This window comes from Martelella sp. FLE1502 (assembly GCF_053484255.1).
The window spans coordinates 12,592-37,571 of the sequence record NZ_JBAKFQ010000024.1 but is presented as its reverse complement, the minus strand read 5'-3'; the positions used below and the strand labels follow the sequence as shown (position 1 = coordinate 37,571).

At 62.8% G+C, this 24,980-nt stretch carries 27 protein-coding genes; 15 read left to right on the top strand and 12 right to left on the bottom strand.

Translation table 11 applies throughout. The features are described 5' to 3' along the window. Position 1: 1 nt before the first annotated feature. Positions 2-508, top strand: coding sequence for an isochorismatase family protein (locus V6767_RS17715; protein ID WP_448474661.1), 507 nt, complete (start codon positions 2-4; stop codon positions 506-508). Between the two features lie 48 nt (positions 509-556). On the opposite strand, the gene V6767_RS17710 is transcribed toward V6767_RS17715, so the two are convergent. Then, the gene (locus V6767_RS17710) at positions 557-1,354 is read right to left on the bottom strand and encodes an enoyl-CoA hydratase-related protein (RefSeq protein WP_448474660.1); all 798 of its coding nucleotides are present in this window, start codon (positions 1,352-1,354) and stop codon (positions 557-559) included. A gap of 106 nt (positions 1,355-1,460) precedes the next feature. On the opposite strand from V6767_RS17710, the gene V6767_RS17705 reads away from it, so the two are divergent. The 5 genes from V6767_RS17705 to V6767_RS17685 are packed head-to-tail and all read left to right on the top strand — an operon-like array spanning position 1,461 to position 6,171. Then, positions 1,461-2,987 carry an acyl-CoA carboxylase subunit beta gene (locus V6767_RS17705; RefSeq protein WP_448474659.1) on the top strand — a complete coding sequence of 509 codons (1,527 nt, stop codon included), beginning with the start codon at positions 1,461-1,463 and terminating at the stop codon, positions 2,985-2,987. A gap of 14 nt (positions 2,988-3,001) precedes the next feature. Beyond that, positions 3,002-3,217 carry an acetyl-CoA carboxylase biotin carboxyl carrier protein subunit gene (locus V6767_RS17700; protein ID WP_448426437.1) on the top strand — a complete coding sequence of 72 codons (216 nt, stop codon included), beginning with the start codon at positions 3,002-3,004 and terminating at the stop codon, positions 3,215-3,217. A gap of 31 nt (positions 3,218-3,248) precedes the next feature. Further along, complete coding sequence (locus V6767_RS17695; RefSeq protein ID WP_448474658.1) at positions 3,249-4,778, top strand: class I adenylate-forming enzyme family protein; 1,530 nt, start codon at positions 3,249-3,251, stop codon at positions 4,776-4,778. Further along, positions 4,771-5,535: an SDR family NAD(P)-dependent oxidoreductase gene (locus V6767_RS17690; protein ID WP_448474657.1), complete on the top strand. Its 765-nt coding sequence runs from the start codon at positions 4,771-4,773 to the stop codon at positions 5,533-5,535. Before V6767_RS17695 ends, V6767_RS17690 begins: the two co-directional genes overlap by 8 nt. Before the next feature lie 21 nt (positions 5,536-5,556). Further along, a complete protein-coding gene (locus V6767_RS17685) occupies positions 5,557-6,171 on the top strand; it encodes a TetR/AcrR family transcriptional regulator (RefSeq protein WP_448426432.1) in 615 nt (204 codons plus the stop codon). 35 nt (positions 6,172-6,206) lie between these two features. On the opposite strand, the gene V6767_RS17680 is transcribed toward V6767_RS17685, so the two are convergent. Further along, entirely contained in the window at positions 6,207-7,151 is a 945-nt protein-coding gene (locus V6767_RS17680; RefSeq protein ID WP_448474656.1) for a hydroxymethylglutaryl-CoA lyase, read from the bottom strand. A 160-nt stretch (positions 7,152-7,311) separates the two neighbouring features. On the opposite strand from V6767_RS17680, the gene V6767_RS17675 reads away from it, so the two are divergent. After that, positions 7,312-8,046: an enoyl-CoA hydratase/isomerase family protein gene (locus V6767_RS17675; RefSeq protein WP_448474655.1), complete on the top strand. Its 735-nt coding sequence runs from the start codon at positions 7,312-7,314 to the stop codon at positions 8,044-8,046. Positions 8,047-8,110: 64 nt separating this feature from the next. Here the strand turns inward: V6767_RS17675 and V6767_RS17670 are convergent, their stop codons facing one another. Together V6767_RS17670 and V6767_RS17665 are read right to left on the bottom strand one after the other, a co-directional pair. Beyond that, positions 8,111-9,472, bottom strand: coding sequence for an acetyl-CoA carboxylase biotin carboxylase subunit (locus V6767_RS17670; RefSeq protein ID WP_448474654.1), 1,362 nt, complete (start codon positions 9,470-9,472; stop codon positions 8,111-8,113). Between the two features lie 16 nt (positions 9,473-9,488). Then, on the bottom strand, positions 9,489-10,649 hold the full coding sequence (locus V6767_RS17665; RefSeq protein ID WP_448474653.1) for an acyl-CoA dehydrogenase family protein: 1,161 nt from the start codon (positions 10,647-10,649) through the stop codon (positions 9,489-9,491). A gap of 86 nt (positions 10,650-10,735) precedes the next feature. Between V6767_RS17665 and V6767_RS17660 the strand changes: the two genes are divergently transcribed. The 8 genes from V6767_RS17660 (at position 10,736) to V6767_RS17625 (ending at position 17,451) form a co-directional block, all read left to right on the top strand. Then, entirely contained in the window at positions 10,736-11,125 is a 390-nt protein-coding gene (locus V6767_RS17660) for an EthD domain-containing protein (RefSeq protein ID WP_448474652.1), read from the top strand. Next, positions 11,118-12,245 (top strand): alkene reductase, encoded by a 1,128-nt coding sequence (locus tag V6767_RS17655; protein ID WP_448474651.1) that lies wholly within the window; start codon positions 11,118-11,120, stop codon positions 12,243-12,245. The genes V6767_RS17660 and V6767_RS17655 overlap by 8 nt, the downstream gene beginning before the upstream one ends. 17 nt (positions 12,246-12,262) lie before the next feature. Beyond that, a complete protein-coding gene (locus tag V6767_RS17650; protein ID WP_448426421.1) occupies positions 12,263-12,685 on the top strand; it encodes a cupin domain-containing protein in 423 nt (140 codons plus the stop codon). A 20-nt stretch (positions 12,686-12,705) separates the two neighbouring features. Beyond that, entirely contained in the window at positions 12,706-13,281 is a 576-nt protein-coding gene (locus V6767_RS17645; RefSeq protein ID WP_448474650.1) for a biotin transporter BioY, read from the top strand. Positions 13,282-13,287: 6 nt separating this feature from the next. After that, positions 13,288-14,157, top strand: coding sequence for a fumarylacetoacetate hydrolase family protein (locus V6767_RS17640; protein ID WP_448474649.1), 870 nt, complete (start codon positions 13,288-13,290; stop codon positions 14,155-14,157). Then, the gene (locus tag V6767_RS17635; protein WP_448474648.1) at positions 14,157-14,939 is read left to right on the top strand and encodes an SDR family NAD(P)-dependent oxidoreductase; all 783 of its coding nucleotides are present in this window, start codon (positions 14,157-14,159) and stop codon (positions 14,937-14,939) included. Before V6767_RS17640 ends, V6767_RS17635 begins: the two co-directional genes overlap by 1 nt. Before the next feature lie 110 nt (positions 14,940-15,049). Beyond that, positions 15,050-16,129: a TRAP transporter substrate-binding protein gene (locus V6767_RS17630; RefSeq protein WP_448426415.1), complete on the top strand. Its 1,080-nt coding sequence runs from the start codon at positions 15,050-15,052 to the stop codon at positions 16,127-16,129. A gap of 44 nt (positions 16,130-16,173) precedes the next feature. After that, a complete protein-coding gene (locus V6767_RS17625) occupies positions 16,174-17,451 on the top strand; it encodes a CaiB/BaiF CoA transferase family protein (protein WP_448474647.1) in 1,278 nt (425 codons plus the stop codon). Here V6767_RS17625 and V6767_RS17620 read toward each other — a convergent pair. The 8 genes from V6767_RS17620 to V6767_RS17585 are packed head-to-tail and all read right to left on the bottom strand — an operon-like array spanning position 17,448 to position 24,958. Next, complete coding sequence (locus V6767_RS17620) at positions 17,448-18,314, bottom strand: enoyl-CoA hydratase-related protein (RefSeq protein ID WP_448474646.1); 867 nt, start codon at positions 18,312-18,314, stop codon at positions 17,448-17,450. The genes V6767_RS17625 and V6767_RS17620 overlap by 4 nt on opposite strands. Then, positions 18,307-18,756 (bottom strand): MaoC family dehydratase, encoded by a 450-nt coding sequence (locus V6767_RS17615; protein ID WP_448474645.1) that lies wholly within the window; start codon positions 18,754-18,756, stop codon positions 18,307-18,309. Before V6767_RS17615 ends, V6767_RS17620 begins: the two co-directional genes overlap by 8 nt. A gap of 10 nt (positions 18,757-18,766) precedes the next feature. Next, positions 18,767-20,338 (bottom strand): long-chain-fatty-acid--CoA ligase, encoded by a 1,572-nt coding sequence (locus V6767_RS17610; RefSeq protein ID WP_448474644.1) that lies wholly within the window; start codon positions 20,336-20,338, stop codon positions 18,767-18,769. Continuing rightward, positions 20,335-20,727 (bottom strand): Zn-ribbon domain-containing OB-fold protein, encoded by a 393-nt coding sequence (locus V6767_RS17605; protein WP_448474643.1) that lies wholly within the window; start codon positions 20,725-20,727, stop codon positions 20,335-20,337. The genes V6767_RS17610 and V6767_RS17605 overlap by 4 nt, the downstream gene beginning before the upstream one ends. Positions 20,728-20,730: 3 nt before the next feature. After that, entirely contained in the window at positions 20,731-21,900 is a 1,170-nt protein-coding gene (locus V6767_RS17600; RefSeq protein ID WP_448474642.1) for a thiolase domain-containing protein, read from the bottom strand. Continuing rightward, positions 21,897-22,685 carry an enoyl-CoA hydratase-related protein gene (locus tag V6767_RS17595; protein WP_448474641.1) on the bottom strand — a complete coding sequence of 263 codons (789 nt, stop codon included), beginning with the start codon at positions 22,683-22,685 and terminating at the stop codon, positions 21,897-21,899. The genes V6767_RS17600 and V6767_RS17595 overlap by 4 nt, the downstream gene beginning before the upstream one ends. Further along, positions 22,682-23,776, bottom strand: coding sequence for an acyl-CoA dehydrogenase family protein (locus tag V6767_RS17590; RefSeq protein ID WP_448474640.1), 1,095 nt, complete (start codon positions 23,774-23,776; stop codon positions 22,682-22,684). The genes V6767_RS17595 and V6767_RS17590 overlap by 4 nt, the downstream gene beginning before the upstream one ends. 3 nt (positions 23,777-23,779) lie before the next feature. Next, positions 23,780-24,958 (bottom strand): acyl-CoA dehydrogenase family protein, encoded by a 1,179-nt coding sequence (locus tag V6767_RS17585; protein WP_448474639.1) that lies wholly within the window; start codon positions 24,956-24,958, stop codon positions 23,780-23,782. Positions 24,959-24,980: the final 22 nt, after the last annotated feature.

Below are 24,980 nucleotides of genomic sequence, written 5' to 3'. Positions count from 1 at the left end.
CTTGATCATCACGGCCATTATCGACCTGCAGGAAAGACTTGTGCCCGCCATGGCGGGGTCCGACGCCATGGTGGCGAATGCCGCGAAACTGGTCGCCGGGTCGCAGGAGTTCGCCCGCCCGATCGTGGTGACCGAGCAGAACCCCGACAAGCTGGGCGGAACGGTCGCCGACCTGCAGATCGATCGGGAGACGGCGATCGCGAAGATGTCATTCGACTCCTCCGACATGATCCTGCGCGCTTCGGGAGCGGTCGAGACGGTGGTGCTGGCGGGTTGCGAGGCGCATATCTGCGTGCGCCAGACAGTGCGCGGGCTCAGGGCTCGCGGCATTGATGTGGTCGTCGCGGTGGATGCGATCGGCTCCCGGAAAGACATCGACTATCGCACCGCTCTTCAGTCGATGCACGACATGGACGCACGACTGGAAACGGTGGAATCCATCCTGTTCGACTGGCTTGGAACCGCCGAGCACGACAGTTTCCGCAAAATCTCTCGGCTGATCCGGTAGGTTTGCGGAGCCGAATGAGGACGGGGCCCGACGACGGGCCCCGTCTTGTCATTTGTCGTTGCGCCAGTCCCATGCCGGCCGGCGTTTTTCGAAGAAGCTCGCCATGCCTTCCGCCGCATCGGCCCAGTCCCACATGTCCGCGACCCGGTCGACGGTATAAATGAAGTTCTCATCATGATTGTGCCGGTCGACATAGCGGATCAGGTTCTTCGCGGCGGCGATCGCCTTGGGCGAGCAGCGCAACGCCAGATCGACCTCGCGCTCGACCGCGGCGTCCAGATCATCGGCCTCGACCGCCATGCTCAAAATGCCGTATCCGACCGCCTCTTCGCCGCTGAACGGCCTGGCGTTCAGGAACAGCCGCCTGGCATTTGCCTCGCCCATGCGCTTGACCACATAGGGCGCGATCATCCCGGGCAGCATGCCGATGCGCGATTCCGTGATCGCGAAGGTTTCGCTCTTCAGACCGATCGCGATGTCGCAGGTCGAGACCAGGCCAAGGCCGCCGGCATAGGCCGCGCCATTGATCCGGCCGATCAGCGGCTTGCTCAGGAAATCGAGTTCCCGCAGCCAGCTTGCCAGCTTCTGGGCTTCGGTGATGCGTTCCTCGCGCGGCCGGCCGGACTGGCTCTGCTGATATTTGAAATCGCCGCCGGCGCAGAAGGCCTGGCCCTCGCCCGACAGCACCACGACGCGGACCTTCGGGTCACTGTCGTATTCGCGCACGACCGCGCGCGCCTCGTCGTACATCGTGCCATTCATGGCATTGCGCACCTCCGGCCGCGCCAGCGTCAGGTAGCCCACCCCCCTATCGTCGACATGCGCCTTGATCGTCTGAAATGTCATCCGTCCCTACCTTGTTTCGATTACAGGATTTACAAACAGTCGTCCGTTAGTTTAATGTCGTCAAGAGCGTTGATCAACCATTGATACCGAAATGCGAGACGAAGAGATGCGGAATGAACTCGAAGCAAAGCGCCGCAAGGCGCTTGAAGGCGGCCAGGGCAAGGCCCGCGACAAATACATCAAGTCCGGCAAGCTGCTTGTTCGCGACCGGCTGAAGCTGCTGTTCGACGATGGATTCGCCTTCGAGGACGGCCTTCTTGCGGGCAGCGAACGCGACCTGCCCGGCGACGGCATCGTCACATGCATCGGCAAGGTGAACGGCCAGGATGTCGCCGTCATCGCCAATGACATGACCGTCAAGGCCGGCACGTGGGGCCCACAGGCGCTGTTGAAGTTCAACCGGATGCAGGATCTCGCGCTCGAGGCCGGCATACCGATCGTCTACCTCGTCGATTCGGCAGGCGCGCGCATCGACGAGCAGAAATCGCTGTTCCTCGGTCGCAATGGCTGGGGCAATATCTGGTACAATCAGGTACAGATTTCCGGCCGCGTGCCGCAGGTCTGCGTGCTGTTCGGGCCGTCGCCGGCCGGCGCGGCCTATGTTCCGGGCCTGTGCGATCTGGTGATCATGGTGGACAAGCAGGCTTCGGCCTTCCTCGGCTCGCCGCGCATGGCCAAGATGACCATATCGGAAGACGTCACCGACGAGCAGATGGGCGGCGCAAGGCTGCACTGCATGTTCAGCGGCCTGGGCGATGTTCTGGTCAAGGACGATGCCGAGGGCATCACACGGGCCAAGGAATACCTCTCCTACCTTCCCGGCAACTGGGAGGAACCCGCCCCGCTTGCCGCGCCTGTGGCCGCCGAACCGGCCGCCGCCGCCCGCATCAACGAGGTGGTGCCGAAGAACCAGAACGTGCCCTATGACGTTCACGACCTGATCGACGGACTTGTCGACGAGGGCACCTTCTTCGAGGTGAAGGCGCTTTACGCCAAGGAAATGACCGTTGGTTTCGCGCGGCTCGGCGGCCGGCCGGTCGGCATTGTGGCCAACAACTCGAAGCACAAGGGCGGAGTGATCTTTTCCGACACCTCCGACAAGGCGGCCCGGTTCATCTGGACCTGCAACGCCTACAACGTGCCGCTGCTGTTCCTTCAGGACGTCAGCGGCTACATGATCGGCAGCTCGGTGGAAAAGGGCGGCATTATCCGCCATGGCGCGAAACTGTTGTCCGCGGTCTGCGAATCCACCGTGCCGCGGATCTGCGTGCTGGTCCGCAAGGCCTATGGCGGCGGGTATCTGGCAATGTCGGGGGCGCCCACCCATCCCGACGCGATGCTGGCCCTGCCGACGGCGATGCCGGCCCTGGTCGGCCCCGAGGCCGCCGTCAACGCGATCTATTACAACAAGATCATGGAACTGCCCGAAGAGGACCGGGCGGAGTTCATCCGCCAGAAACGGGATGAATTTGCGCAGGACATCGACGTCTACAAGGCCGCCGCAGATACGTTCGCGGCGGAGGACGTGCTCGCCGCGGACACGCTTCGCGACGATCTCATCAAGCGTTTCGCAATCTACAGCCGCCGGAAAGCGCAGGTCATCCCGCGCCGCTCCGCCGTTCATCCCGTCTAAGGAGAGTATAAAAAATGGCAAAAACGATCGATTCCATCATGGCCGGAAACGTCTGGAAGATACTGGTCAAGGAAGGCGACAGTTTCGACATCGGCGAGACTGTGGCAATTCTTGAGTCGATGAAAATGGAGATCAACATCGAGGCCGATGATTCCGGCACGGTGGACAAGCTGATGGTTGCCGAAGGCGATACCGTCGATGAAGGCACGTCGCTCTTCAGTTATTCCTGATACGCACAGCCAAGGACGGGAGGATAGTAAAATGATGCGAATGGATGTCGGCTCTCATGTCACCCACAATGCGGGGCGGTTTCCGGACAAGACGGCTCTTATCCAGGACGACCGCAAGGTGACCTATGCCGAGCTGGACCGCGTGTCCAACCGGATCGCCAATGCGATACGCGCAACCGGCGTCAACAGCGGCGATCGCATCGCCATGGTGATGCATTCGACGATAGACTGGGTCGAGGCCTTCGTCGGCATCATCAAGTCCGGCTGCGTGGCGGTTCCGCTGAACTACCGGCTGATGCCCCATGAAATCGCGGCGCTCATCGCGGATTCGGGCGCCCGGATCGTGTTCGTCAGTTCCGATCTGGTCGGACTGACCTCCGAGGTTTCGGGGATCGACAAGCAGGTCGTTTTCGACACCGCGGATCGCGATGCGTTCCTGGCCGATGCATCGTCGGAGCCCTGCGGCGTGGAGGTTGATCGCGCAGGGACCAAGGTCATCATTTACACCGGCGGCACGACCGGACCCTCCAAGGGCGTCATGCTCTCGCATGAAAACGTGTTCTGGAACACGCTGCACGAAGCCATCGACACCCGGATGCACGAGGACGACAACACCATGTTGCTCACCCCGCTGCATCACGCCGCAGCGCTGAACTGCTGGCTGCTGCCGCATCTCTATCTTGGCGCCACGGCGACGATCGTTCCGAAATACGATCCGGCGCTGGCCATCGCAACCATCGAAAAGCATAAGGTGACGAACGCCTTCACGCCGCCCTCGATGGCGCGCGACATCTTCAACCATCCCGATGCCCCGAAAACGGACCTCAGCTCGTTCCAGCGCTGGTATGTCGGCGGCGCCAACCTGTCGCGGCGCGACCGGGACCGGATGCACGCGCTGATCCCCGGCGTGGAAATCTTCTTCCAGTACGGCTTGTCCGAAGCCGGCGTGATCGTGACGGTGCTCAAGGAAAAGGATTATGAACGAGCGCCGCAGGGCTCGATCGGCCGCGCCTTCCTGAACTTCGACGTCAAGATCCTCCGCGAGGATCTGAGCGATGCCGAAAGGGGCGAGGTCGGCGAGATCGCCGTGCGCGGACCGAGCGTGATGAAGGGTTACCACAACAAGCCCGATGCCACCGCCAAGACCTTTCACGAGGGCTGGCTCCGGACCGGCGACATGGGGTCGATGGACGAAAACGGTTTCGTCCAGTTCCACGACCGCCTGAAGGACATGGTCAAGACCGGCGGGCTGAACGTCTATTCCCAGGAAGTCGAGCAGGCACTGCTTAGGCATCCTTCGGTGCGCGAAGCGGCGATCCTTGGCTTCCCGAGCGAGAAATGGGGCGAGGAAGTGGTCGCGGTCGTCGTATGCCAGGATGGCTGCGCGGAGGATGCGGCCGAACTGATCGCCTTTGCAAAAACCGAACTCGCCGGCTACAAGGTGCCCAAGCGGATCGTTTTCCTCGGCTATGGCGAAATTCCGATCAACGACAGCGGCAAGATCGCCAAGAAGGAGCTCAGGGCCAGGCTGGTCCCCGACAAGGAAGCGGAAGATGTCTGAACAGATGATGCCGACGGACCTCCTGAAGGGGCAGACGATCCTGGTCACGGGCGCCGGACAGGGCAATGGACGCGCGATCGCTCTCGGCATGGCCGCTGCCGGGGCACGCATTCTGTGCGCCGACCTGAACGCCGACACCGCGGCTGATACCGCGCAGGCCTGCGGCGCGGACGCCCGCTCCTTTGCCATCGACATCTCGGACCGCGACAGCGTGCTTGCCGCGGCGGCGGAAATTGAGTCGTCCTGCGGCCCGATCGACTGCCTGGTCAACAATGCGGGCATCCTGCTCAGGGGCCGCGTCGAGGAAGACCCCGACATCGAGAAGTGGAAGAAGACCTTCGCGGTCAATGTGACCGGAACCTATTCGGTCGCCATGGCGTTTCTGGATCAGCTCAAGGCGACCAGGGGTTCGATCATCAATATCGGGTCGATCCAGTCCTTCGTCGCCACCCCGAACTCCACCGCCTACACCGCCTCCAAGGGCGCGGTCCTGCAGATGACGAAATCCCTTTCCGTCGAGCTTGCGCGCTACGATATACGGGTGAATGGAATCGCCCCCGGCGTGATGCGCACGCCGATGACGGTGGAGACGCTGTCCAACGAGAAGGCGTCGACCGCGCTGCTGAACCATATTCCCATGGGCCGCGCGGGCGAGCCGGAAGAACTCGCCGGACCTGCGGTGTTTCTGGCTTCGAGATTGGCGAGCTATGTCACGGGTGTTATGCTGCCCGTCGACGGAGGGTATCTGTCTGTTTGATGAATCTGGCGGGAAGTTACATTGAGAACACTGGGGTCCAAGGGCGAGGTTACCGAAAAGCTGCTGCGCGAGGCCGGCATACGCCTGATCGCGCGGCACGGCTATGACGCGGTCAGCCTCAGGCATCTTGCAAAGGAAGTCGGAATTCAGGCCGGTTCCCTCTACAACTACATCAGCAACAAGCAGGACTTTCTGCATGCGCTGATGGGCGACATCATCCGCGACCTGAACAGCGACATGGAACAGGCGATGGCGGGTCTGGAAGACCCGCTCGAAATGCTTCGCGCCTTTATCCGGGTGCACATTCTGTTCCACACCAAGCGCAAGGACGAAGTCTTCATCGGCAATATGGAGCTGCGCAGCCTTACCGAAGAAAACCGGGCCGACATCGTGAAGATGCGCGACGAATACGAGGACCGGCTGGACCACATTCTGAAGAAGGGTCAGGAAAGCGGCATCTTCAGATTTTCGAACCGCCGCACCGTCCGCCTCGCCCTGTTCGCCATGCTCACCCAGATCGCCAACTGGTACAGCCCGAAGGGCAAGGAAAGCATCAGCTCCATCACCGAAGAATATATCGACCTCGCCGTCGCCATGCTGCGCGTGCCGGAAGAGCACCTGATGGAAGCGGCATAGGCGCCCGCCGGATCAGCGGACACCGATAGCCCTGATCAGTTGCGGAAGCGGCTCAGACTTCCGGCGTGCATGACCTTTCCGGGCAGGGTATGGCCGAACATGGCCTCGGCCATGCGCGCGGTTTCAATCAGCGCGTCGAGGTCCACGCCCGTGCTGATGCCCATTTCCTCACACATGAAGACGATATCTTCGGTGCAGACATTGCCGGCCGCGCCCTTGTGATCGGCAAACGGACAGCCGCCGAGCCCGGCGGTCGAGCTGTCGAACTGGTCGACCCCCATGCACAGGGCGGCATAGACGTTCGGCATTCCGGTGCCCCTTGTGTCGTGCAGATGCAGCCCGACCCGCAGATCGGGGTAGCGTTCCCGCAGCGCGCCGACCCTTTCCTCGATATCGCGCGGCGTCGCGAAACCCACCGTATCGGCAAGATAAATGCCCTTGAGCGGCTGCGAATACTCCTTCGCCAGTTCCACGATCCTGGCCGCCATGTCCATCACCCGGTCGATCGGCACATGACCTTCATAGGTGCATCCGAAGGCCGTCATGATGTAACCCCACTCAAGCGCGATATCGTGAGCGCGGTAGGTCTCCAGCCATTTGCGTTGCTCGTCGAAGGTCTGTTCGATGTTCTTGTTGGTGTTCTTGATCGAAAAGGTCTCGGATGCCGTGACGCGCAGCGACCCCATGATATCGAGCGGCAGGGTGAGCGCGCGCTCCAGTCCCTGCTGGTTCAGCCAAAGCCCGGTATAGCGAACGCCGTCGCGCTTGGGGATGGCGCGAGCGACCTCGTCCGCGTCGGCCATGCTCGGCACCCGCTTGGGGTTGACGAACGACACGCAGTCGATCTGCTTGAGACCGGTCGCGGCAAGAGAGTCGATCAGCTCCACTTTCTGATCCACCGTCAACTGCGCCTTCTCGATCTGGATGCCTTCGCGCGGGCCTTCTTCGTGCAGATGTATGGCCTTCGGAAAGTCGCTCATTGTTTTATGCCCTTGCATCTCGATTTGTAAACTAACGTATGTTTGTATATGACATTGAGGCGTTTTCTTCAAGCCTTGTTCCCGTCAGGGTGCTAGGATCGAAGGATGGATGGAGGAAGCTTTGGGTATCATCAGTCAAACGCACGGACCTGTGGCTTGGGTGTCGATCGACAGGCCGGCCAAGCTGAATGCGATCGATCCCGAGACGCATGAGGCGCTGGCCGCGCTCTGGCCGGAACTGGAGGCCGACGATCAGGTGCGGGTCATCGTTCTGACCGGGACGGGAGAGCGGTCCTTCTGCGCCGGGGCCGACATCGGAACCTTTCTGCCGTATCTGGCATCGGCGATCGAGGCGGGCAACGACCCGCAGCATTTCTGCGGCCTGACCAACCGGCGGCTGGGCAAACCGCTGATCGCCGCGATCAACGGCGACGCCATGGGCGGCGGGCTTGAACTTGCGCTGGCCGCAGATATGCGGATCGCCTCCGATCATGCGCGGTTCGCGCTGCCCGAAGTGCGGATCGGCGCGATGGCGGGCGCCGGCGGCGTTACCCGGCTGAGACGCATGATCCCGCCCGCCGTCGCCGAACACATGATCCTGACCGGAGAGCCGATCGGCGCCGCGCGCGCCTGCGAGATCGGCCTGGTCTCCGAGATCGTGCCGGGGGCGGAGCTTGCGGCGCGGGTGTCACAGATCGCCCACCGCATCGCCGCCATGCCGCCACAGACGATCCGCGCCTGCCGGGAACTGGCCGACGACGACCACCTGCCGATCGACGCCGCGCTCGAAAATGAACGGGCGGCCTTCCGCACCCTGATGCATTCGCAGGTGCTGCGCGACAATCTTGCGCGGTTCTCGCAGGAGCGGACCCGCATGTTCAGCGGATCGGAATAATACCAAGGACCGATGGGCGGCAGCCTGCCGCGCCGGACGGTCGGGCCCGGCGCGGCAGGCAGATCTAGATCAGATCCTTGATGTTCTCTTCCACGAATTTCGTGTGAAGCCGATCCGCCCGAAATTCCGGATGCCGGACGAGATTTCGCAGAAACGCGACATTCGTCCTCAGCCCTTCGAATTCGATTGCGTCGAGCGCCTCGGTCAGCCGGTCAATCGCCCGATCGCGGTCTTCCCCCCAGGCGATCACCTTCATCACCAGGCTGTCGTAATAGGGCGTGATCGCGTCACCTGCCTCAAACCCCGTATCGACTCGGATATCAGGCAGATCCGGCAGGCGCAGCCCTTCGATCTTGCCGGGGCTGGGGATGAACTGCTTGTCGGGGCGTTCCGCGCAGACCCGCACTTCGATTGCGTGGCCATGGTCGCGGACGACCTCCTGCGTCAGCTCCCGCGACAGGTCCTCGCCGAGGGCCTGCCTGATCTGCAGCTGCACAAGATCCAGGCCGGTGATCATCTCGGTAACGGGATGTTCGACCTGCAGGCGGGTGTTCATCTCCATGAAGTAGAACGCACCGGTCTCGTCGTCGTAGAGATATTCGACCGTGCCCGCGCCGACATAATTTGTGGCTTTGGCCAGCGCGACGGCCGAATCCAGCATGCCCTGCGCCGCTGTCGGATCGAGACGTCTCGGGCGGGCCTCCTCGAGGATTTTCTGGTAACGCCGCTGGGCGGAGCACTCGCGATGCCAGAGATGCACCGCCCCCTCGCCGCCGAAGCCGAAGACCTGCACCTCGATATGGCGAGCACGGCGAACGAGCTTTTCCAGATAGACGGATGGGTCCGAAAACGCCCGCTCGGCCTGTGCCGAGGTGGTCTGCACGGCGGCCACCAGCTTGTCGGCCGTTTCGACCGGGCGCAGGCCGATCCCGCCCCCTCCCCCGGCCGCCTTGACCAGCACCGGAAAGCCGATCTGTTCGCCCGCGGCGAGAATTCCCTCCGCATCCGCGGGGTCCAGTTTCGGCGTGCCCTCCAGAACCGGCACGCCGGCGCCCCGGGCCACGGCGCGCGCCTCGTTCTTGTCCCCCATCATCCGGATCGTCTCCGCCGACGGCCCGATAAAGGCGATGCCGGCGCGCTCGCAGGCATCGGAAAAGCCGGTGTTCTCCGACAGGAAACCGTAGCCGGGATGGACGGCGGCGGCGCTGACGCGCTTGGCGACATCCAGTATCCGCCCGGCATCAAGGTAGCTTTCCGTCGGCCGCGCGGGGCCGATCTCGTGCGCTTCGTCAGCGAGGCGCACGTGCAGCGCGGTCTTGTCCGCCTCGGAATAGACGGCGACGGCCTCATACCCCATTTTCTGCACGGAACGGATGATGCGGCAAGCGATCTCGCCACGGTTGGCGATGAGAATCTTCTTGGTCATGTTCTACCTCGTGACGTCAGAACGAGCGGGGGAAACCGAGCCAGCGTTCGGCGATCATGTTCAGCGACATGTTCTGGTTGAGCGGCGCGAAGGAATAGAGCCGGACATCGCGATAATAGCGCTGAATCGGCAGATCCATATCGAAGCCGGCGCCCGCGAAAATCTCCATCCCGGTATCGGTGCAGTCCACGGCAGCACGGGCCGACGCCCATTTCGCCATCGAGCTCAGCACGTCCGTCGCCTCGCCGGCCTCATCGCGGCGGGCGGCTTCCATCACCATTGACCAGGCGGATTCGACGGCGATGCCGGCCACCGCCAGCTGGTGCTGGACGGCCTGGAACTGGCCGATCGGCCGCCCGAAGGCCTGACGGTCGGCGGCATAGTCGCGCGTGACCTCGATCGCGCCCCGGCCGATGCCGACGGCCACCGCGGCCGCGTTGATTCGTTCGCCGTTGAGCGTCGCGACCACCTGCGGAAAGCCGTTGTCGAGCTGACCGAGGATGGCATCGCCCGGCACGCGGACATTGTCGAGCGACAGCGCATTGGTGTCGTAGCCATTGATCGCCATCGTGTTCAGCTCCGTGGCCGAGACGCCTTCGGCGCGCGTGGGAACGAGGAACATGGACAGGCCCCGGCTGCGATGCTCGCCCGTGCGGGCAAGGACGACCATGATGTCGCTGGTCGAAGCGCCGCTGATCCACATCTTGTTGCCGGAAATCAGCCAGTCGTCGCCGTCGCGCATGGCCTTGGTCTTCATCGAGGCCAGAATATCCGTGCCGCCGCCGGCTTCGGTCAGGCAGAAGGAGGCCTTGGTCTGCCCCTTGAGCAGCGGCGCCAGATATTCCGCCTTCTGCGCATCGCTGCCGTTTTCCTTGATGATGCGCGTGATCATGTAATGCACGACCATGAAGACCGCCATCGAGGTTGCCTTGCGCCCGAGCACCTCGAGCACGATGGCCTGTTCCACGACACCGCCGCCGCTGCCCTCCATTTCTTCCGGTATGCCGATGCCCATGATGCCCAGTTCGGCAAGGGCGGCGTGCAGATCCGCGTCGAAGGTCTTGGCATTGTCGAGCCGCTGAACCTTGGAGACCGGAGAGACGCGATCGATCGTTCCCTCCAGGGCCTCGCGCAGCATTTCCTGTTCGGGTGTGACGTTTGTGAGTTGGGGCAGCATTTCGACCTCCTTGGCGCCTATTCTCAGGCATGATTATCTGTTTGACAAAAGAACGGCTGTTTGTTTTTATACGCGAGGAGGAAGCGATGATCAAGATTACATACAGCATATTCGCAAGAAAGGATCTGGCTCTCGATATTGTTCGCTCCAGATGGATGGACGATCACGGGGGCATGGTGCGTCGCTTTTCCCAAAAGCTTCGGCTGGCGCGCTACGTCCAGACCCTGCGAACGCCGCACAGGCTTGAGGGCGTGATGGCCGCCTCCAGAAACCAGCCAGCGCAATACCCGTTCGGCATGGCCGAACTCTACTGGCAAAGCCGGGAAGACCTGGAATGGTCCTTCACCGACGAGGAGGCGCGCGAATGCTACCGCCAGCTTCTGGAGGACGAGAAGCGGTTCGCCGAACGGACGGAGTGGATGCCCTGGATCGGGGCTGAACATGTGGTCATAGACGGAGAGATTACCCATGGATGAACGCGACCTGTTCGGTCCCGTCACAATCGGCGGCATCGAACTGAAGAACCGGATCGCGATGGCGCCGATGACCCGCAGCCGCGCGGATTTCGAGGGAAATGTCAGCCCGCTTGCCGCCGAATATTATGCGCAGCGGGCGTCGGCGGGGCTGGTCATCACCGAGGCCATCGGCATCAGCCCGCAGGCGCATGGCTATCCGTTCACGCCGGGCATCTGGTCGGCCGAGCAGCGTGCGGCATGGCGCGCCGTAACCGATGCGGTCCATGCGGCGGGCGGGCATATCTGCGCGCAGCTCTGGCATGTCGGGCGGGTCTTCTCGAAGCGCAACAACCCGCTCGGTCTGGATGCGCTCGGGCCGTCAGCGGTGGCGCCGGCCTTCAAGATATTCACCAAGAGCGGGGTCGAGGATATCGCAACGCCCCGGCCGATGACCGCCGAGGACATTGTGCAGACGATCGAGGATTTCGCCACCGCCGCATTTGCAGCACTCGAAGCGGGCTTTGATCTGGTCGAACTGCACTGCGCCAATGGCTACATCATCGAACAATTCCTGTCCGACGAAGCCAATCAGCGCACCGACGCCTATGGCGGTTCCCGGCAGGCCAGGCTCAAGTTCTTCTCGGATATCCTGGACGCCATCCGCGCCAGAGCGGGTGACCTTTCCCGGATCGGCATCCGTCTGTCGCCGTTTGGCGATTTCAACGGCATCCGCCACAGCGACCCCATGGGCGTATTCCGCGATGTGCTGGGGCTGATCGAAAATCAGGGGCTTGCCTATCTGCACATCATCGAGCCTTCGATTTCCGGCGATGGAAGCCGGCGCGTGGCCGGCGAAGCCGAAGCGCCGGACGTCCTCGCCATTGCGCGGTCAGCGTTTTCGGGCCCGATCATCGCCTGCGCCGACTACGACCACGCCCGCGCGCAAGATGCCATCCGCACGAACCGCGCCGACATGATCGCCTTCGGGCGCCCCTATATCTCGAACCCCGACCTTGTCGAACGCCTGAAGGCGGGCGTCGCGCTTGCCGAATACGACCGGTCGACTTTCTACACCCGCGGCGCAAAAGGATATGTCGATTATCCCCGCGTGCTTTCCGCGAAAGCAGATGCCAACACCTGACGCAGAGGAGTAATGCAATGGAAAAGGTAGTGCCAATCGTCACGCGGGCTGGAGCCGAGGACAAGAGAACCGCGCAGTCGGATGACTGCGTGCGGGTCTCGGGGGTCAGCCCGCAACACACCCCCGCCACCAAGATCTGGTTCGGCAAGGTTTCCAACGAACCAGGTCATCGCTCGCCGCCGCATCACCACAAGGAGTGCGAGACGGGCGGCTACGTGCTGAAGGGTCATGGCCGGATCTATTTCGGCGAGGACTACAAGGAATATACCGACATGTACGAGGGCGATTTCGTCTTCGTTCCGCCGTTCATGCCGCATGTCGAGGTCAATATGAGCACCACGGAAGAGCTGATCTGGCTGACCTGCCGGACCCCCGACAATCTGGTCGAAAACCTTCCGGATGTGCCGGACGAACAGCTTGAAGGCTACCGCCGGTCCTGACCGCGTCCCTGGAGATCACCATGCAGAACGCCACTCCACTCTCGCAAGGCCTGCCCGGCACGCTCGCCCGATCCTTCGGCGCCATCGTTCTCGGCTCCATCCTGATGACCCTTGCGGCCAAGTACCAGGTGCCCTTCTACCCGGTGCCCATGTCGCTTCAGACGCTTGTCGCCATTGGCATCGGCTTCGCCTTCGGCCCGGTTCTCGGGTCGCTCTCGGTCCTCTTCTACCTCGTCGAGGGCGCATTCGGGCTTCCGGTCTTTGCCAACGCGCCCGAACGCGGGATCGGGCTTGCTTACATGATGGGGCCGACCGGGGGCTATCTCGTCGGCTTCGTGCTGGCGGCGGCGACCGCGGGACTGCTGTCGGGCAGGCTCCGCGTCAGGCGCTACTGGTCCGCGCTGGTCGTGGCGCTTGCCGCCGGGGCCATCGTGTATCTTCCCGGCCTTGCGTGGCTCGGCGCGCTTATCGGCTATGACAGAACGCTGCTGGACGCCGGGTTCTACCCTTTCCTGCCGGGCGATCTCATCAAGGCCGGCATCGCGGCGCTGGTCTATGTTCAGGCCATGCGCTTTTACGACCACAGAAAGGCGTGAGCCGCGATGCGACTGCTGAGCTACAAAACGACTGACGAGGCCCCCGACTTCGGCGTGCTGACCGCCGATGGTCAGGGCGTCGTCAGCCTTTCCTCCCATGCCCCGTCCCTGAAGACCTTTCTGGGACTGGACAATTGGCAGGAGATCGCGGCCGGGGCGGAAACCGCCCCGGCAACGGCCGCTCTGGCGGATCTCGTCTTTCTGCCCGTCATTCCCGACCCGGCCAAGATTTTCTGCGTGGGCGTGAACTACGCCAGCCACCTCAAGGAAACCGGGCGCGACCTGCCCGAAAAGCCGATGATCTTCACCCGGTTCGCGCAGTCGCAGACGGGACACGACCAGCCGATCATCCGACCGGCCGCCTCCGAGAAACTGGATTTCGAGGGCGAGCTTGCCGTCATCATCGGGTCGCATCTGCGTTACGCGCCCCCGGAGGCAGCGCTTGCCGCCGTTGTCGGATACAGCTGCTACAATGATGGCAGCATCCGGGACTGGCAGCGCCACACGACGCAGTTCACGCCCGGCAAGAACTTCCCCTCAACCGGCGCCTTCGGTCCCTGGATGGTGACGCGCGAGGCGTTCGGCGCAGTCGGCCCGCAGAGGATCGTGACGCGGCTGAATGGCGCGGTGATGCAGGACGGCCGGCTCGACGATCTCATTTTCGACGTCGGCCATCTGGTCTCCTACATGTCGTATTTCTGCGCCCTGGAACCGGGAGACGTCATCATCACCGGCACAACCGGTGGCGTCGGCGCCTTCCGCAATCCCCCGGTCTGGATGAAACCCGGCGATATCGTCGAGGTCGAAATCGACGGCATTGGCGTGCTGCGCAATCCGGTGGAGGCCGAAGCGCCCTTGCGGAACGCGGTCTGGTGATGAGCGCGCGCGAACAGGCAGCCGGACCGCTTCTTGCCGGCAAGGTGATCCTGATCACAGGGGGCGCATCCGGGATCGGCCGGGCCGCCGCGATCCTGGCCGCGCGCGAAGGGGCGCGGGTCTTCATCGCCGACCTTGATCTCGCCGGCGCGCGCACCACCCGGGCCGAGATCGAGGCGGAGGGCAGCGCTGCGGAGGCGCTGCGGGTGGACCTTTCGGATGCCTCCACGATTTCCGCGATGATTGCGCATGTGATGGCGGCGGCCGGTCGTCTTGACGGCGCGGTCAACGCCGCCGGCATCGGCGTCGGCGCCGTGGGGTCGGCCGGACAGAAGGTCGGCGAAATCGCGCCGGATGCCTGGAGCCGGATGCTCGACATCAACCTGACGGGCGTGTGGCGTTCGATGAAGGAGGAGCTCAGGGTCATGAAGGCGGGCGGCGCGATCGTCAACATGGCCTCGGTTGCCGGGCTGATGGCCTTCCCCAATGCCGGCGCCTATGTGGCGGCAAAACATGGGGTGATCGGTTTGACCAGGGCCGCGGCGGTCGATTACGGGCCTTCGGGGATAAGGATCAACGCCCTGTGTCCCGGCTATACCGACACGCCCCTCGTCGCGCATGTCCCGCCTGCCGCCCGCGCCGCGCTGAGCGCCAGAATTCCGCTGCGCCGGCTGGCCGAACCGGAGGAGATTGCAATTCAGGCGTTGTGGATGGTGTCCGACCGCGCCTCCTATCTGAACGGCGCGGCGCTGGCCGTTGATGGCGGCCACACCGCATGTTGACCGGGTTCCGCCGCCGGAGAGGACGGCGGGCATCACAGGCGGTCCGACGCGGATAACGGGTTTCTGACGTGTCAATGAAACTGTGCAGACTGTAGAGGAGACATAAGCACATGATAGGCAAGCTTAAAACGGCAGCGATCGCTTCCGCTATTTTCATGATGTCGGGTCAGGTCATGGCTGAGGAGGTCACGATAAAACTGTCCTACAACAATCCCGATACCACGCTGGCATGGCAGAGCGTCTATGAGCCTTACGCCCGGGACCTGGAGACCCTGAGCGACGGGCGCATCAAGGTGGACAGATATCCGAACGGCGTTCTGCACCATGTGACCGAGGGCTTCAAGGCTCTGGCGTCCGGGATCGTCGATGTCGCTCCTGCCTACCCCGTTTACATGGCCTCGAGCTTTCAACTGATCCATGCCATGGATCTGCCCTACGTCCTCCCGGACAGCAATATCGCCGCCGGCCGGGTCGTGAACGAAGAATACGCCGACTACATGCGCCCGGAATATGAAAAGATGGGCATCTACCTGGCCTTCGCCGGCACAACAGCGACTTACGATATACTCGCCGATGTGCCGATCAACACGCTGGAAGACCTGAAGGGCCTCAAGATCCGCGCGGCCGGAACGACCGCCACCGAGATCGTCACGCGCCTCGGCGCGGTTCCGGTGAACATTTCGGTCGCCGATGCCTATTCCGCGCTGCAGAGCGGGGTTGTCGACGGCGCGTTCCTGGCGCCCGGTGATATGGAGGCCTACAACCTTCACGAACAGGCCCAGCATCTCTACAGAACACGCGCCGCGCGGGTTTTCGTCGCCATCGGCATGCGCAAGGACATGTATGATGGCCTTCCCGAGGACCTGCAGAATGTCTTCAAGGAGGCCGGCAACAATGCCATGATCAACATGGCGGAGATGTACGAACAACTCACATCCGAAGGGCTCGAGAAGATGGCAGCCGAAGGCGTGACCATTGTCGAACCGTCAGCAGAGGACAGGGCCGAGATCCGCCGCCGGCTGGATCCGATGATCGGCGAGTTCCGCGAGAAGAACAAGGACTTGCAGGATCCGTCGGTGGACGAGGTGCTTTCCTCCCTCGCCGCACTTTCGGCGGAATACGGTGACCTTTCGGACGAGGAAGTCCTGACGATCTGGAAGAACGATCCGATCGAAAACTTCCTGCCGTGATCGGCCGCTGAAACTGCACAGGAATGAACAGGGCGGCGACGTCAATGTTCACAAAACGCAAGGGAACGCGTTTGCCCCGCCAAGCGCGCGCGTTCCCTGACCGAATGAATCCCCTGCCGGTCTCACTGCCAACAGGCGCAGTGCAACAGCGCAGGGAAATAGCTGGTGGCACTGGTCAAAAGGGAAATGTCATGCACCCACTTGAAGACGTCAAGGTAATCGACTTCAGTTTTCATCTGCCGGGACCCATGGCAAGCCTCATCCTGTCGGAAGCCGGCGCCGATGTCGTCAAGGTCGAACGACCCGGCACCGGCGATGAATTGCGCATGATTCCGCCTTTCTCAGGCGAGGAAAGCCTGAGCTTCGCCATGCTCAATCGCGGCAAGAAATCGGTCTGTGTCGACCTCAAGGACCCGCGTGCTTTTGGCATGCTGGAACCCCTGCTTGCCGAAGCGGATGTGCTGATCGAGCAGTTCCGGCCCGGCGTGATGGAAAGACTGGGATTCGGCTACGACGCGATCCGCGCGGTCAACCCGGGCATCGTCTACTGTTCGATCACCGGCTACGGGCAGACCGGTCCGGCGCGCATGAAGGCCGGTCACGACCTCAATTACTGCGCGGAGACGGGACTGCTTTCCCTGTCGGGCGACCGCTCCGGCCGGCCCACGGTGCCCCAGGTCACCATTGCCGACATCGCCGGCGGCAGCTATCCGGCGGTCATGAACATCCTTCTGGCCCTGCGCAAGAAGGAGAAGACCGGCGACGGCTGCCATCTCGACATCTCCATGACCCGCAACCTTTTCGCGCTGCAATACTGGGCGGTGGGCGAGACCGCTTTCCACGGAAAGCCGCCCGCCCCTTCCGACGCGCTGCTGACGGGCGGGTCACCGCGCTACGCCATCTACGAGGCGGGCGACGGACATTATCTCGCCGCCGCGCCGATCGAGGACCGTTTCTGGCAGCGGTTCTGTGAATTGATCGAACTCCCCGAGGAATACAGGGATGACGCGCAGGATCCCGAGCGGACGCGGTCCGCGGTCGCCGCAATCATAGCGCAGGCGCCGGCGGATCACTGGGACAGCCTGCTCGGCGCGGATTGTTGCTGCGCGAAAGTCCGCAACATGGAAGAAGCGATGGCGGACCAGCATTTCGCCGCGACGGGAACCTTCGATCGCAAGGTGGTAACCCGCGACGGCCGCACCCTCACAGGCACGACGGTTCCGATCGACAGCGCGCTATCGGTATCATCCGAAAGCCTGCACGCGCCAAAGCTCGGCGAGCAGAACAGCCTGCTCCTCCAGTCCGGGCCAAAGGACGACTAGCTTTTCGGGGGCAAAAGCTCGCGGAGCATCTCGGAGACCCGATCACGGAAGTCGGGCGCGCGCTTTTGCAGAAAACTTTCAACGCCCTCCCTGGCGTCCGACGAGCGCGACCGCGCCTTGAGCAGCCGGCTCTCTTCGAGATGCGCGGCCATGGGGGTCTCGGACATCGACTGTGTCCATAGAAGACGCCTGGTCAGCGCCACCGAAACCGGAGCGGTTTCCGCAGTCTGAGCGCGCGCGTACTCTATTGCGGCGGAAACGACCTGCTCTTTCGGAAGAACGGCGCGCACCAATCCCTTTTCGAGCGCTTCCGCCGAAGAAATGCTCCTTCCGGAGAGGCACCAATCCAATGCCGTTGCCATGCCCACCGCCCTTGGCAGGAACCAGTTGGCCGCGCCGTCGGGAACGATGCCGCGGCGCGTGAAGGGATAGGCGAACTTTGCATCGTCGCTGCAAAACCGCGCATCAGCCGGCAGAACCAGCGTCGCGCCAAAGCCGATGGCCGCACCATTGATCGCCGCGATCACCGGTTTCCGGCATTCCAGAAGACGCATGGTGACAACGCCGCCGAGATCGCGGTCCGCATCCGGATCGAATGCGCTATCCGGGCTATTCGCGGCATCGAAGAACGGCGCCGAACCACTGAGATCGGCACCGGCACAGAAGGCGCGTCCGGCTCCGGTGATGACGATGGCGCGGATGCCGTCGTCACGATCGGCGCTGTCGACCGTTTCGATCAGGCGGAGGGTCATGGCCCGCGTGACGGCGTTCAGCTTCTCGGGCCGGTTCAAGACGATGATGCCGATATCGCCATCATGCTTGAGGACGACCAAGCCGTCGCCCTTTCGGCCGCTCTCAGCCATAGACGAACAGAATTTCCGAGATCATGGCGGGCTTTGGTGCGCCCTCCAGTTCGAAGGTCACGCCATAGGTTACCCTCAGGCCGGCCGGGGTTTCCTCGGTCTCCTTCAGGGTCAGCACCAGCCTCACACGGCTGTCCACGGGCACGGCGGCGAGGAAGCGCGTCTTGTTCGAACCGTAGTTCAGGATACGATCGGATTTCACCTCCAGTATCTGCGGCATCAGCGTGCCGAGAAGGGACATAAGAAGGTAGCCGTGGGCGATCGTCTTGCCGCCCGGGGCTTCCCGCTTGGCGCGTTCGACATCAACATGAATCCACTGGTGATCGCCGGTTGCCTGCGCGAAAGCGTCGATGGTTTCCTGCGTGATCGTCATCCATTCGCTTGGCTCGAACGTGGTTCCGGCCAGATTGACCAATTCCCGGGGGGACGAAAAATGCTGCATCTTGATACCTTCAATTGACCTGTCGTGAATTGTTCGCCCAGTAGGGTTCTCGTAGGACGCGCTTCAGGATCTTGCCTGCGGCGTTTCGCGGAAGCGCATCGACAAAGTCGACACTCTTGGGAATCTTGTAGCCGGCCAGACGCTTGCGGGCGAAGGCAAGCAGGTCCGCCTGCGTCAGCTCGGAATCAGGGGCCCTGACGACGATCGCCTTGACGGCCTCTCCCCAGCGCTCGTCCGGAACCCCGATGACGGCGACGTCGCTGACGCCGGGACAATCCGCCAGAACATTCTCGACCTCGGCGGGAAAGACATTCTCGCCGCCCGTCACGACCATGTCCTTGATCCGGTCATGGACGTAGAGAAAGCCCTCTTCGTCGGCGTAGCCGGCATCGCCGGTGTGGAACCAGCCGCCGCGCTTGACGTGGCGGGTCTCCTCCTCCATTCCCCAATAGCCTGCAAAAACGGGCGCGCCCCTGACGACAATCTCGCCAATCTCGCGTGGGGCGGCATCGGTACCGTCCTCGCGAACGATCTTGACGTCCATCAGCGGCGCGGCCCGGCCGACGGAGCGCTGCCGCTCGGCGGAGCCGGTCTCGAAATCCTCCGTCGACAGGACCGTGCCGACGGAAGCGGTTTCCGTCATGGCGAAGAGCTGGATCAGGTCGCATCCGAAGACCGCCTTCGCGCGCCGGAACACGCTTTCGGAAATCGGCGATCCGCCATAGGTGATCGTGCGGAGCCTGGAGAAGTCCATCTTGGCGCAGCGTTCGTGTTCGAGGCAGAATTGCAGCACCGAGGGCACGACCCCCATCCGGTTCAGGGGCCATTTTTCAAACGCATCGAAGATGGTGTCCGGGTGGGCGTCGGCCACGATCACCATATGCCCGCCGTGATGCAGGATATGGAGACCGGATTGCGCCCCGCCCACATGGAAGAACGGCAGGCACATCAGGGCCGTCTCATTGTCGGACCAGGGCCCGTAAGCCCCGGCATCGCCGGATTTCAGGGATGCGACGATATTGTCGTTGGAGAGCTGGACGCCCTTCGGCCTGCCCGTGGTTCCGGACGTGTAGATCTGTATCACAATCGCCGAACCGTCGACGGCAAGTCGGGGATCGGTGTCGGGGCTGTCGCCGACCCACTCTGCTATCGACCCTGGATCATCGCCGGAAGAAAGCGCCACAAGGTCGAGACCGTCGATCAGCCCCTGCAACTCGCGCGACGTGGCGGCATATTCCGGCGTGTGAAACAGCAGCTTCGCGCCACTGTCAGCGAGGATCTGCTGGAGCTCGAATGCCGTCAGCCGCCAGTTGAGCGGCACCAGCGTCACCTGCGACTTGGCGCAGGCGAAATAGAGCTGGGTGAAGAAATCGGTATTCTTGCCGAGATAGGCAATTCTGTCTCCGGCGCGAAATCCTTTCGCCAGAAGCGCCTGGGCGAGCCTGCTGGTTTCATGGTCGAGCCCGGCGTAGGAATGCGTCGTTTCGCCAAAGCTGACCGCCGGCGCCTCGGGTTTCACCTTGCCGAAATGGCGGACGATGTCCGCGACCTCGCGAATGTCGTAAGAGGGCGCCGATCTCATGATTTGCCTCCCTGCTCTTCCACCGGTGTGAAGCAAGGCGCCAGACCGCCCGCAAGCTCCCGGAAGGTGAGCTGCACCTTTTGATCGATGCGCAAAGCATCGAGATCGCAATCGACGATATTGGTCAGCAGACGCGGCCCTTCCTCAAGGGTTACGAAGGCGATCGCATAGGGTTCGGCGCCGCGGCGTGTAACGCTCACGGCATAGATATGCCCAGCCCCACTGCATTCCTGCCAGGATTGATTGGTGCCGAAACACTCCGCGCAGTGCGGTCGCGGATAATAGTTTGCAGAACCGCAATCGTCGCAGACCCGGATGATCAACGATCCGGATTCAGACCTCCAGTAGGGCGGAGTGTCGCGGTCAGGTTGAAGCATGGTGTCGGTCATCGCTCATACCCTTTCCAGAACCAGCGTCGCGCTGCCGTGACGGGTGCCGAGATATCCCCCGGTCCCGTGGGCCAGCGCCAGATCGCAATTGCGCACCTGGACGGCGGGATGCGCCTCGCCGCGCAACTGCCGAACGGCTTCGAGGATCTTGATCATGCCGCCCCGATTGGCGGGATGATTGTTGCAGAGCCCGCCGCCATCGGTGTTCACCGGCAACCTCCCCGTGCCGGAGATGAGCCCGCCATCGGCCACGAAGCGTCCGCCTTCGCCCTTTGCGCAGAAGCCGAGATCCTCAAGCGTGATGAGAACCGTGATGGTGAAGCTGTCATAGATGGAGGCGTATTTGATGTCGGCCGCCGTGACCCCGGCCTCCGCATAGGCCTCCGCGCCCGAACGGACGCCGCCGGAAAAGGTCAGGTCGACCTTGCCGTTCGACAGGTGCTTGACCGCTTCACCGGAGCCCTTCACCCGCACCAGCGGACGCTTGAGGCTTTTCGCCACCTCCGCCGACGTGACGATCACCGCGCCTCCGCCATCGCTGACAACACAGCAATCCAGACGGTGGAGCGGGTCGGCGATGATCGGCGATGCCAGGACCTCTTCCACGGTCACGGGCTTCGGCAGCATTGCATGTGGATTGTGTTGCGCATGCTGCGACGCGGCGACCTTGATCCAGGCCAGCTGCTCGCTGGTGGTGCCGAACTCGTGCATGTGCCGGTTCGCGCACATGCCGTAGATATTGGCGATCGTGGGCCTGAAGGGAAGTTCGTAGGGCACGTCCGGGGTTTCGGGGTCGGAACCGAACCGTCCCTCGGCCGCCGGCGCAATGCCCGTGCGGGGCTTGCCGGCCTGGGTGATCAGGCCGATCGTGCATTTGCCGGCCGCGATCGCGCGGGCCATGTGGGCGACCTGGATGAGGTAGGATGAGCCGCCGGTCTCGGTCGTGTCGACATAGCGCGGATTGATGCCGAGATACTCGACCATCGACAGCGGACCGAGCCCCGGCGCATCGCCGGCGCAGGCGTAACCGTCAATGTCCTGGATTGTCAGCCCCGCATCTTCCAGCGCGCCGCGCGCGACTTCGGCGTGGAGTTGCGCGATTGTCTGGGTATCGGCCTTTCGTATCGGGTGCTCATAGGCGCCGACAATGTAGCCGGAATCGGAAAGTTTCATCTCATGGTACCACTTCTTGGAAGGAAGCTGGGGGGACGCTTGTTGATGAAGGCCTCGACGCCTTCCCGGAAGTCCCCGGAAGCAACGGCTTCCCGTTGCATCAGATCTTCGAGAGCGATCTGCTCCTCGAAGCATGTATCGTAAGTTCGCCAGTACAGTTCACGTGTCCGGCGAAGGGCGTTTGAAGGCCCGGAAGCGATCATATTCGCGATCTCGATCGCCCGCGGCAGCAGGTTGTCGTGCGCGACGACCTCGGCCGCCATTCCCCAGTCGAGCGCCGTCGTCGCCGTAACCCGCTCGCCGGTCAGCGACATCAGATTGGCGCGCGGGCGTCCGATGGCGCGCGGCAGCAGCCAGGTGGCGCCGCAATCGGGCACCAGCCCGATATTGCGGAAGGCCTGCTGAAAATAGGCGTTTTCCGAAGCGATCAGAATGTCGGCCATCAGGGCGAGCGACATGCCGGCCCCAACGGCCGGACCATTGACCGCCGCGACGATTGGAACGGGAAAATCGCGCAGCCGACGCAGGATCGGGTGATAGACGGTCTCAAGCACGGACTGGTCGGGATCGCTGCCTGCCTCGTTGAGATCGGCGCCCGCACAGAAGCCCCGGCCCTCGCCGGTGACGACAAGGCAACGAACATCGGCGTCTTCCGCCGTCGCGCGCAAAACGCTCCGCAGTTCCGTCAGAAGATCGAGCGAAAGGGCGTTCAGGCGATCCGGAGCGTTCAGCCTCAGAACCGCGATGCTGCCCTTCATCTCAAGCTTCACCAGGGCGCCGGTCATTTGAGACCCCGGCTGAAGTTTTCGAACTGCCGTTCCTGAAAGACGGCGTTTCCGAAGGATGCGTCGAGCGCAATGAGACGCTTCAGATACCGGCCGACGGCCATTTCATGGGTCATGCCCATGCCGCCGTGAAGCTGCAGCGCCTCCTGCCCCACGAACCGGCCGGCGCGACCGGTCGTCGCCTTTGCGGCCACCGCATAGCGCCTCGAGTATGGGCCGTTCAGTTCGCGCGCCGCGCTGGCGACCATGGCGCTGGCAAGGTCCAGCTCCATCTTCATCTCGACCGCCCTGTGCCGCAGCACCTGGAAGTCGCTGAGCCGCTGCCCAAACTGTTTGCGGTTCTGGATATATTCCAGCGTGGCTTCATAGGCGTAGCCCATGGCCCCGACGGCCTCCGCGCTTGTGAAGACGAGGCAGTGGTCGATGACGTTTTCGAGCGCGGCAGGGACATCGCTCGAAGCAGCCAGCTTTCCAAGGGCGGGGACGTCGTTGAAACGCACGGCCGAGATCGACGCCCCGTCGACCCCGTCTGCGATGTCGATCTCGCAGGCATCGGCATCGACAACATAGAGCTCCATCTCGCCTTTTTCGTCGCTTGCCGAAACGATGAGGTTCTGGCCGCGGATGTCGCCCTCAAGGTCGATCTTCGATCCGTTGAGAACAAGTTGCCCCTCATGCTCCCGAACCTTGGTCTCAGGCGCGGCGCAATCATAGCCCTTGCCGCGTTCGTAGAGCGCCGCCGACCATGCCTGTTCGCCCGCGACCAGCGGCGGCAACCAGTCCGATTTCTGCTTCTCGTCGCCGCATGCATTGATCAGTCCGGTCGCGAGAATGGCCGTCGGAAGAAAGGGGTCGGCGACAAGGTGTCGGCCGAGCAGACCGCCGACCACGGCAAGCTCTACGCCCGACGCTTCCAGGCCGCCATGGCGCTCGGGCACCAGAAGGCCCAGCAAACCCAGTTCGGCAAAGGCCGCTTGCGAGACGATCGTGCCTGGCTGGCGTTCGGTGACGGGCGGAATATTGGCCCTGAACCAGCCATCGAGGCTCGATGCCAGGATGGTTTGCTCTTCATTCAGAAGATGAAAGATCATAGCTTACCCGTTCAGTATCAGTTTCGACACGATGTTCTTCTGGGTCTCGTTCGAACCGCCATAAACGGTCGCCGCCCGGCGATAGAAATATTCCTCCAGCAGACCGGCCGCATATGCGGGAAAGGCGGGCGTGTCGTGGCCGGAGGCAGCGTCGGGATCGAACGGGATGGCATCGTAACCCAGCGCATCCACCGTCAGTTCGAGGATGGCTTGCAGCAGATTGGAGCCGCGTAGTTTCAGAATGCTCGGTTCGGCAGCGATATGCTCTGCGAGGTGTTCGCGTTCGACCGTTTCGAGCGCAAGGCTTTCCAGTGCCAGAAGCTGGATCTCCAGAGCGGCGACCTTGCGCCAAAGACAGGGGTCTGTCGGCCCGGTCGTTTCTTCGGCAAGAACCTCCTTGAGGATCGCCAGCCTGCGTTTTGATCGTCCGACATCGGCGGTCAGCACGCGTTCGTGCGCGAGCAGGAACTTGGCATAGGTCCAGCCCTTGTTTTCCTCACCGACGAGGTTCGCCGCGGGAACCCGGACGGAGTCGAGGAACACCTCGTTGAGACTGTGGCCGCCATCCAGACCGATAATCGGACGGACCGTCACGCCGGGGCTCTTCATGTCGATCAGCAGCATGGAGATGCCGGCCTGCGGCTTTCCTTCCGGATTGGTGCGCACCAGGCAGAACATCCAGTCGGCGCGGTGGGCGTCGCTTGTCCAGATCTTGCTGCCGTTCACGACGAAATCGTCGCCGTCGCGCGTTGCTCTGGTCTTGAGGGAGGCCAAGTCCGATCCGGCGCCCGGTTCGGAAAAGCCCTGGCACCAGATGTCGTCCATCGACAGGATACGGGGAAGAAACCTTTCCTTTTGCTCGTCCGTCCCGAAGGTGTAGAGGACCGGCCCGATCATCCCCAGTCCGAATGGCGAGAGTGCCGGCGCGTCGGATGCGGCGGCCTCCTCCTCGAAGATATACCGCTTGGCGGCGGACCATCCCGTTCCGCCGAACTCCTTCGGCCAGCTCGGTGCACCCCAACCGCGCGCATGCAAAATCTTGTGCCAGCGGACCACGTGTTCCTTCGGGCTATGCGAATGATACCGCGCGTGGTTGGAAAGCTCGGCGGGCAGATTGTCTCGGATGAACGACCGGACCTCTTCGCGAAAGGCAAGGTTTTCCGGCGTGTTGATGATGGACATGACGCACTCCATTGGAAAAGCC

Bases quoted from the DNA above. Each gene is read 5' to 3' on its own strand.
- V6767_RS17610 (WP_448474644.1), bottom strand. From the start codon at position 20,338: ATGAGATCGGCGCCCTCTTACGACATTCGCGAGGTCGCGGACATCGTC.
- V6767_RS17660 (WP_448474652.1), top strand. From the start codon at position 10,736: ATGATCAAGATTACATACAGCATATTCGCAAGAAAGGATCTGGCTCTC.
- V6767_RS17590 (WP_448474640.1), bottom strand. From the start codon at position 23,776: ATGATCTTTCATCTTCTGAATGAAGAGCAAACCATCCTGGCATCGAGC.
- V6767_RS17585 (WP_448474639.1), bottom strand. From the start codon at position 24,958: ATGTCCATCATCAACACGCCGGAAAACCTTGCCTTTCGCGAAGAGGTC.
- V6767_RS17640 (WP_448474649.1), top strand. From the start codon at position 13,288: ATGCGACTGCTGAGCTACAAAACGACTGACGAGGCCCCCGACTTCGGC.
- V6767_RS17670 (WP_448474654.1), bottom strand. From the start codon at position 9,472: ATGACCAAGAAGATTCTCATCGCCAACCGTGGCGAGATCGCTTGCCGC.
- V6767_RS17680 (WP_448474656.1), bottom strand. From the start codon at position 7,151: ATGAGCGACTTTCCGAAGGCCATACATCTGCACGAAGAAGGCCCGCGC.
- V6767_RS17605 (WP_448474643.1), bottom strand. From the start codon at position 20,727: ATGACCGACACCATGCTTCAACCTGACCGCGACACTCCGCCCTACTGG.
- V6767_RS17665 (WP_448474653.1), bottom strand. From the start codon at position 10,649: ATGCTGCCCCAACTCACAAACGTCACACCCGAACAGGAAATGCTGCGC.
- V6767_RS17705 (WP_448474659.1), top strand. From the start codon at position 1,461: ATGCGGAATGAACTCGAAGCAAAGCGCCGCAAGGCGCTTGAAGGCGGC.
- V6767_RS17635 (WP_448474648.1), top strand. From the start codon at position 14,157: ATGAGCGCGCGCGAACAGGCAGCCGGACCGCTTCTTGCCGGCAAGGTG.
- V6767_RS17650 (WP_448426421.1), top strand. From the start codon at position 12,263: ATGGAAAAGGTAGTGCCAATCGTCACGCGGGCTGGAGCCGAGGACAAG.
- V6767_RS17615 (WP_448474645.1), bottom strand. From the start codon at position 18,756: ATGCAGCATTTTTCGTCCCCCCGGGAATTGGTCAATCTGGCCGGAACC.
- V6767_RS17645 (WP_448474650.1), top strand. From the start codon at position 12,706: ATGCAGAACGCCACTCCACTCTCGCAAGGCCTGCCCGGCACGCTCGCC.
- V6767_RS17655 (WP_448474651.1), top strand. From the start codon at position 11,118: ATGGATGAACGCGACCTGTTCGGTCCCGTCACAATCGGCGGCATCGAA.
- V6767_RS17710 (WP_448474660.1), bottom strand. From the start codon at position 1,354: ATGACATTTCAGACGATCAAGGCGCATGTCGACGATAGGGGGGTGGGC.
- V6767_RS17595 (WP_448474641.1), bottom strand. From the start codon at position 22,685: ATGACCGGCGCCCTGGTGAAGCTTGAGATGAAGGGCAGCATCGCGGTT.
- V6767_RS17690 (WP_448474657.1), top strand. From the start codon at position 4,771: ATGTCTGAACAGATGATGCCGACGGACCTCCTGAAGGGGCAGACGATC.
- V6767_RS17695 (WP_448474658.1), top strand. From the start codon at position 3,249: ATGATGCGAATGGATGTCGGCTCTCATGTCACCCACAATGCGGGGCGG.
- V6767_RS17620 (WP_448474646.1), bottom strand. From the start codon at position 18,314: ATGGCTGAGAGCGGCCGAAAGGGCGACGGCTTGGTCGTCCTCAAGCAT.
- V6767_RS17630 (WP_448426415.1), top strand. From the start codon at position 15,050: ATGATAGGCAAGCTTAAAACGGCAGCGATCGCTTCCGCTATTTTCATG.
- V6767_RS17600 (WP_448474642.1), bottom strand. From the start codon at position 21,900: ATGAAACTTTCCGATTCCGGCTACATTGTCGGCGCCTATGAGCACCCG.
- V6767_RS17700 (WP_448426437.1), top strand. From the start codon at position 3,002: ATGGCAAAAACGATCGATTCCATCATGGCCGGAAACGTCTGGAAGATA.
- V6767_RS17625 (WP_448474647.1), top strand. From the start codon at position 16,174: ATGTTCACAAAACGCAAGGGAACGCGTTTGCCCCGCCAAGCGCGCGCG.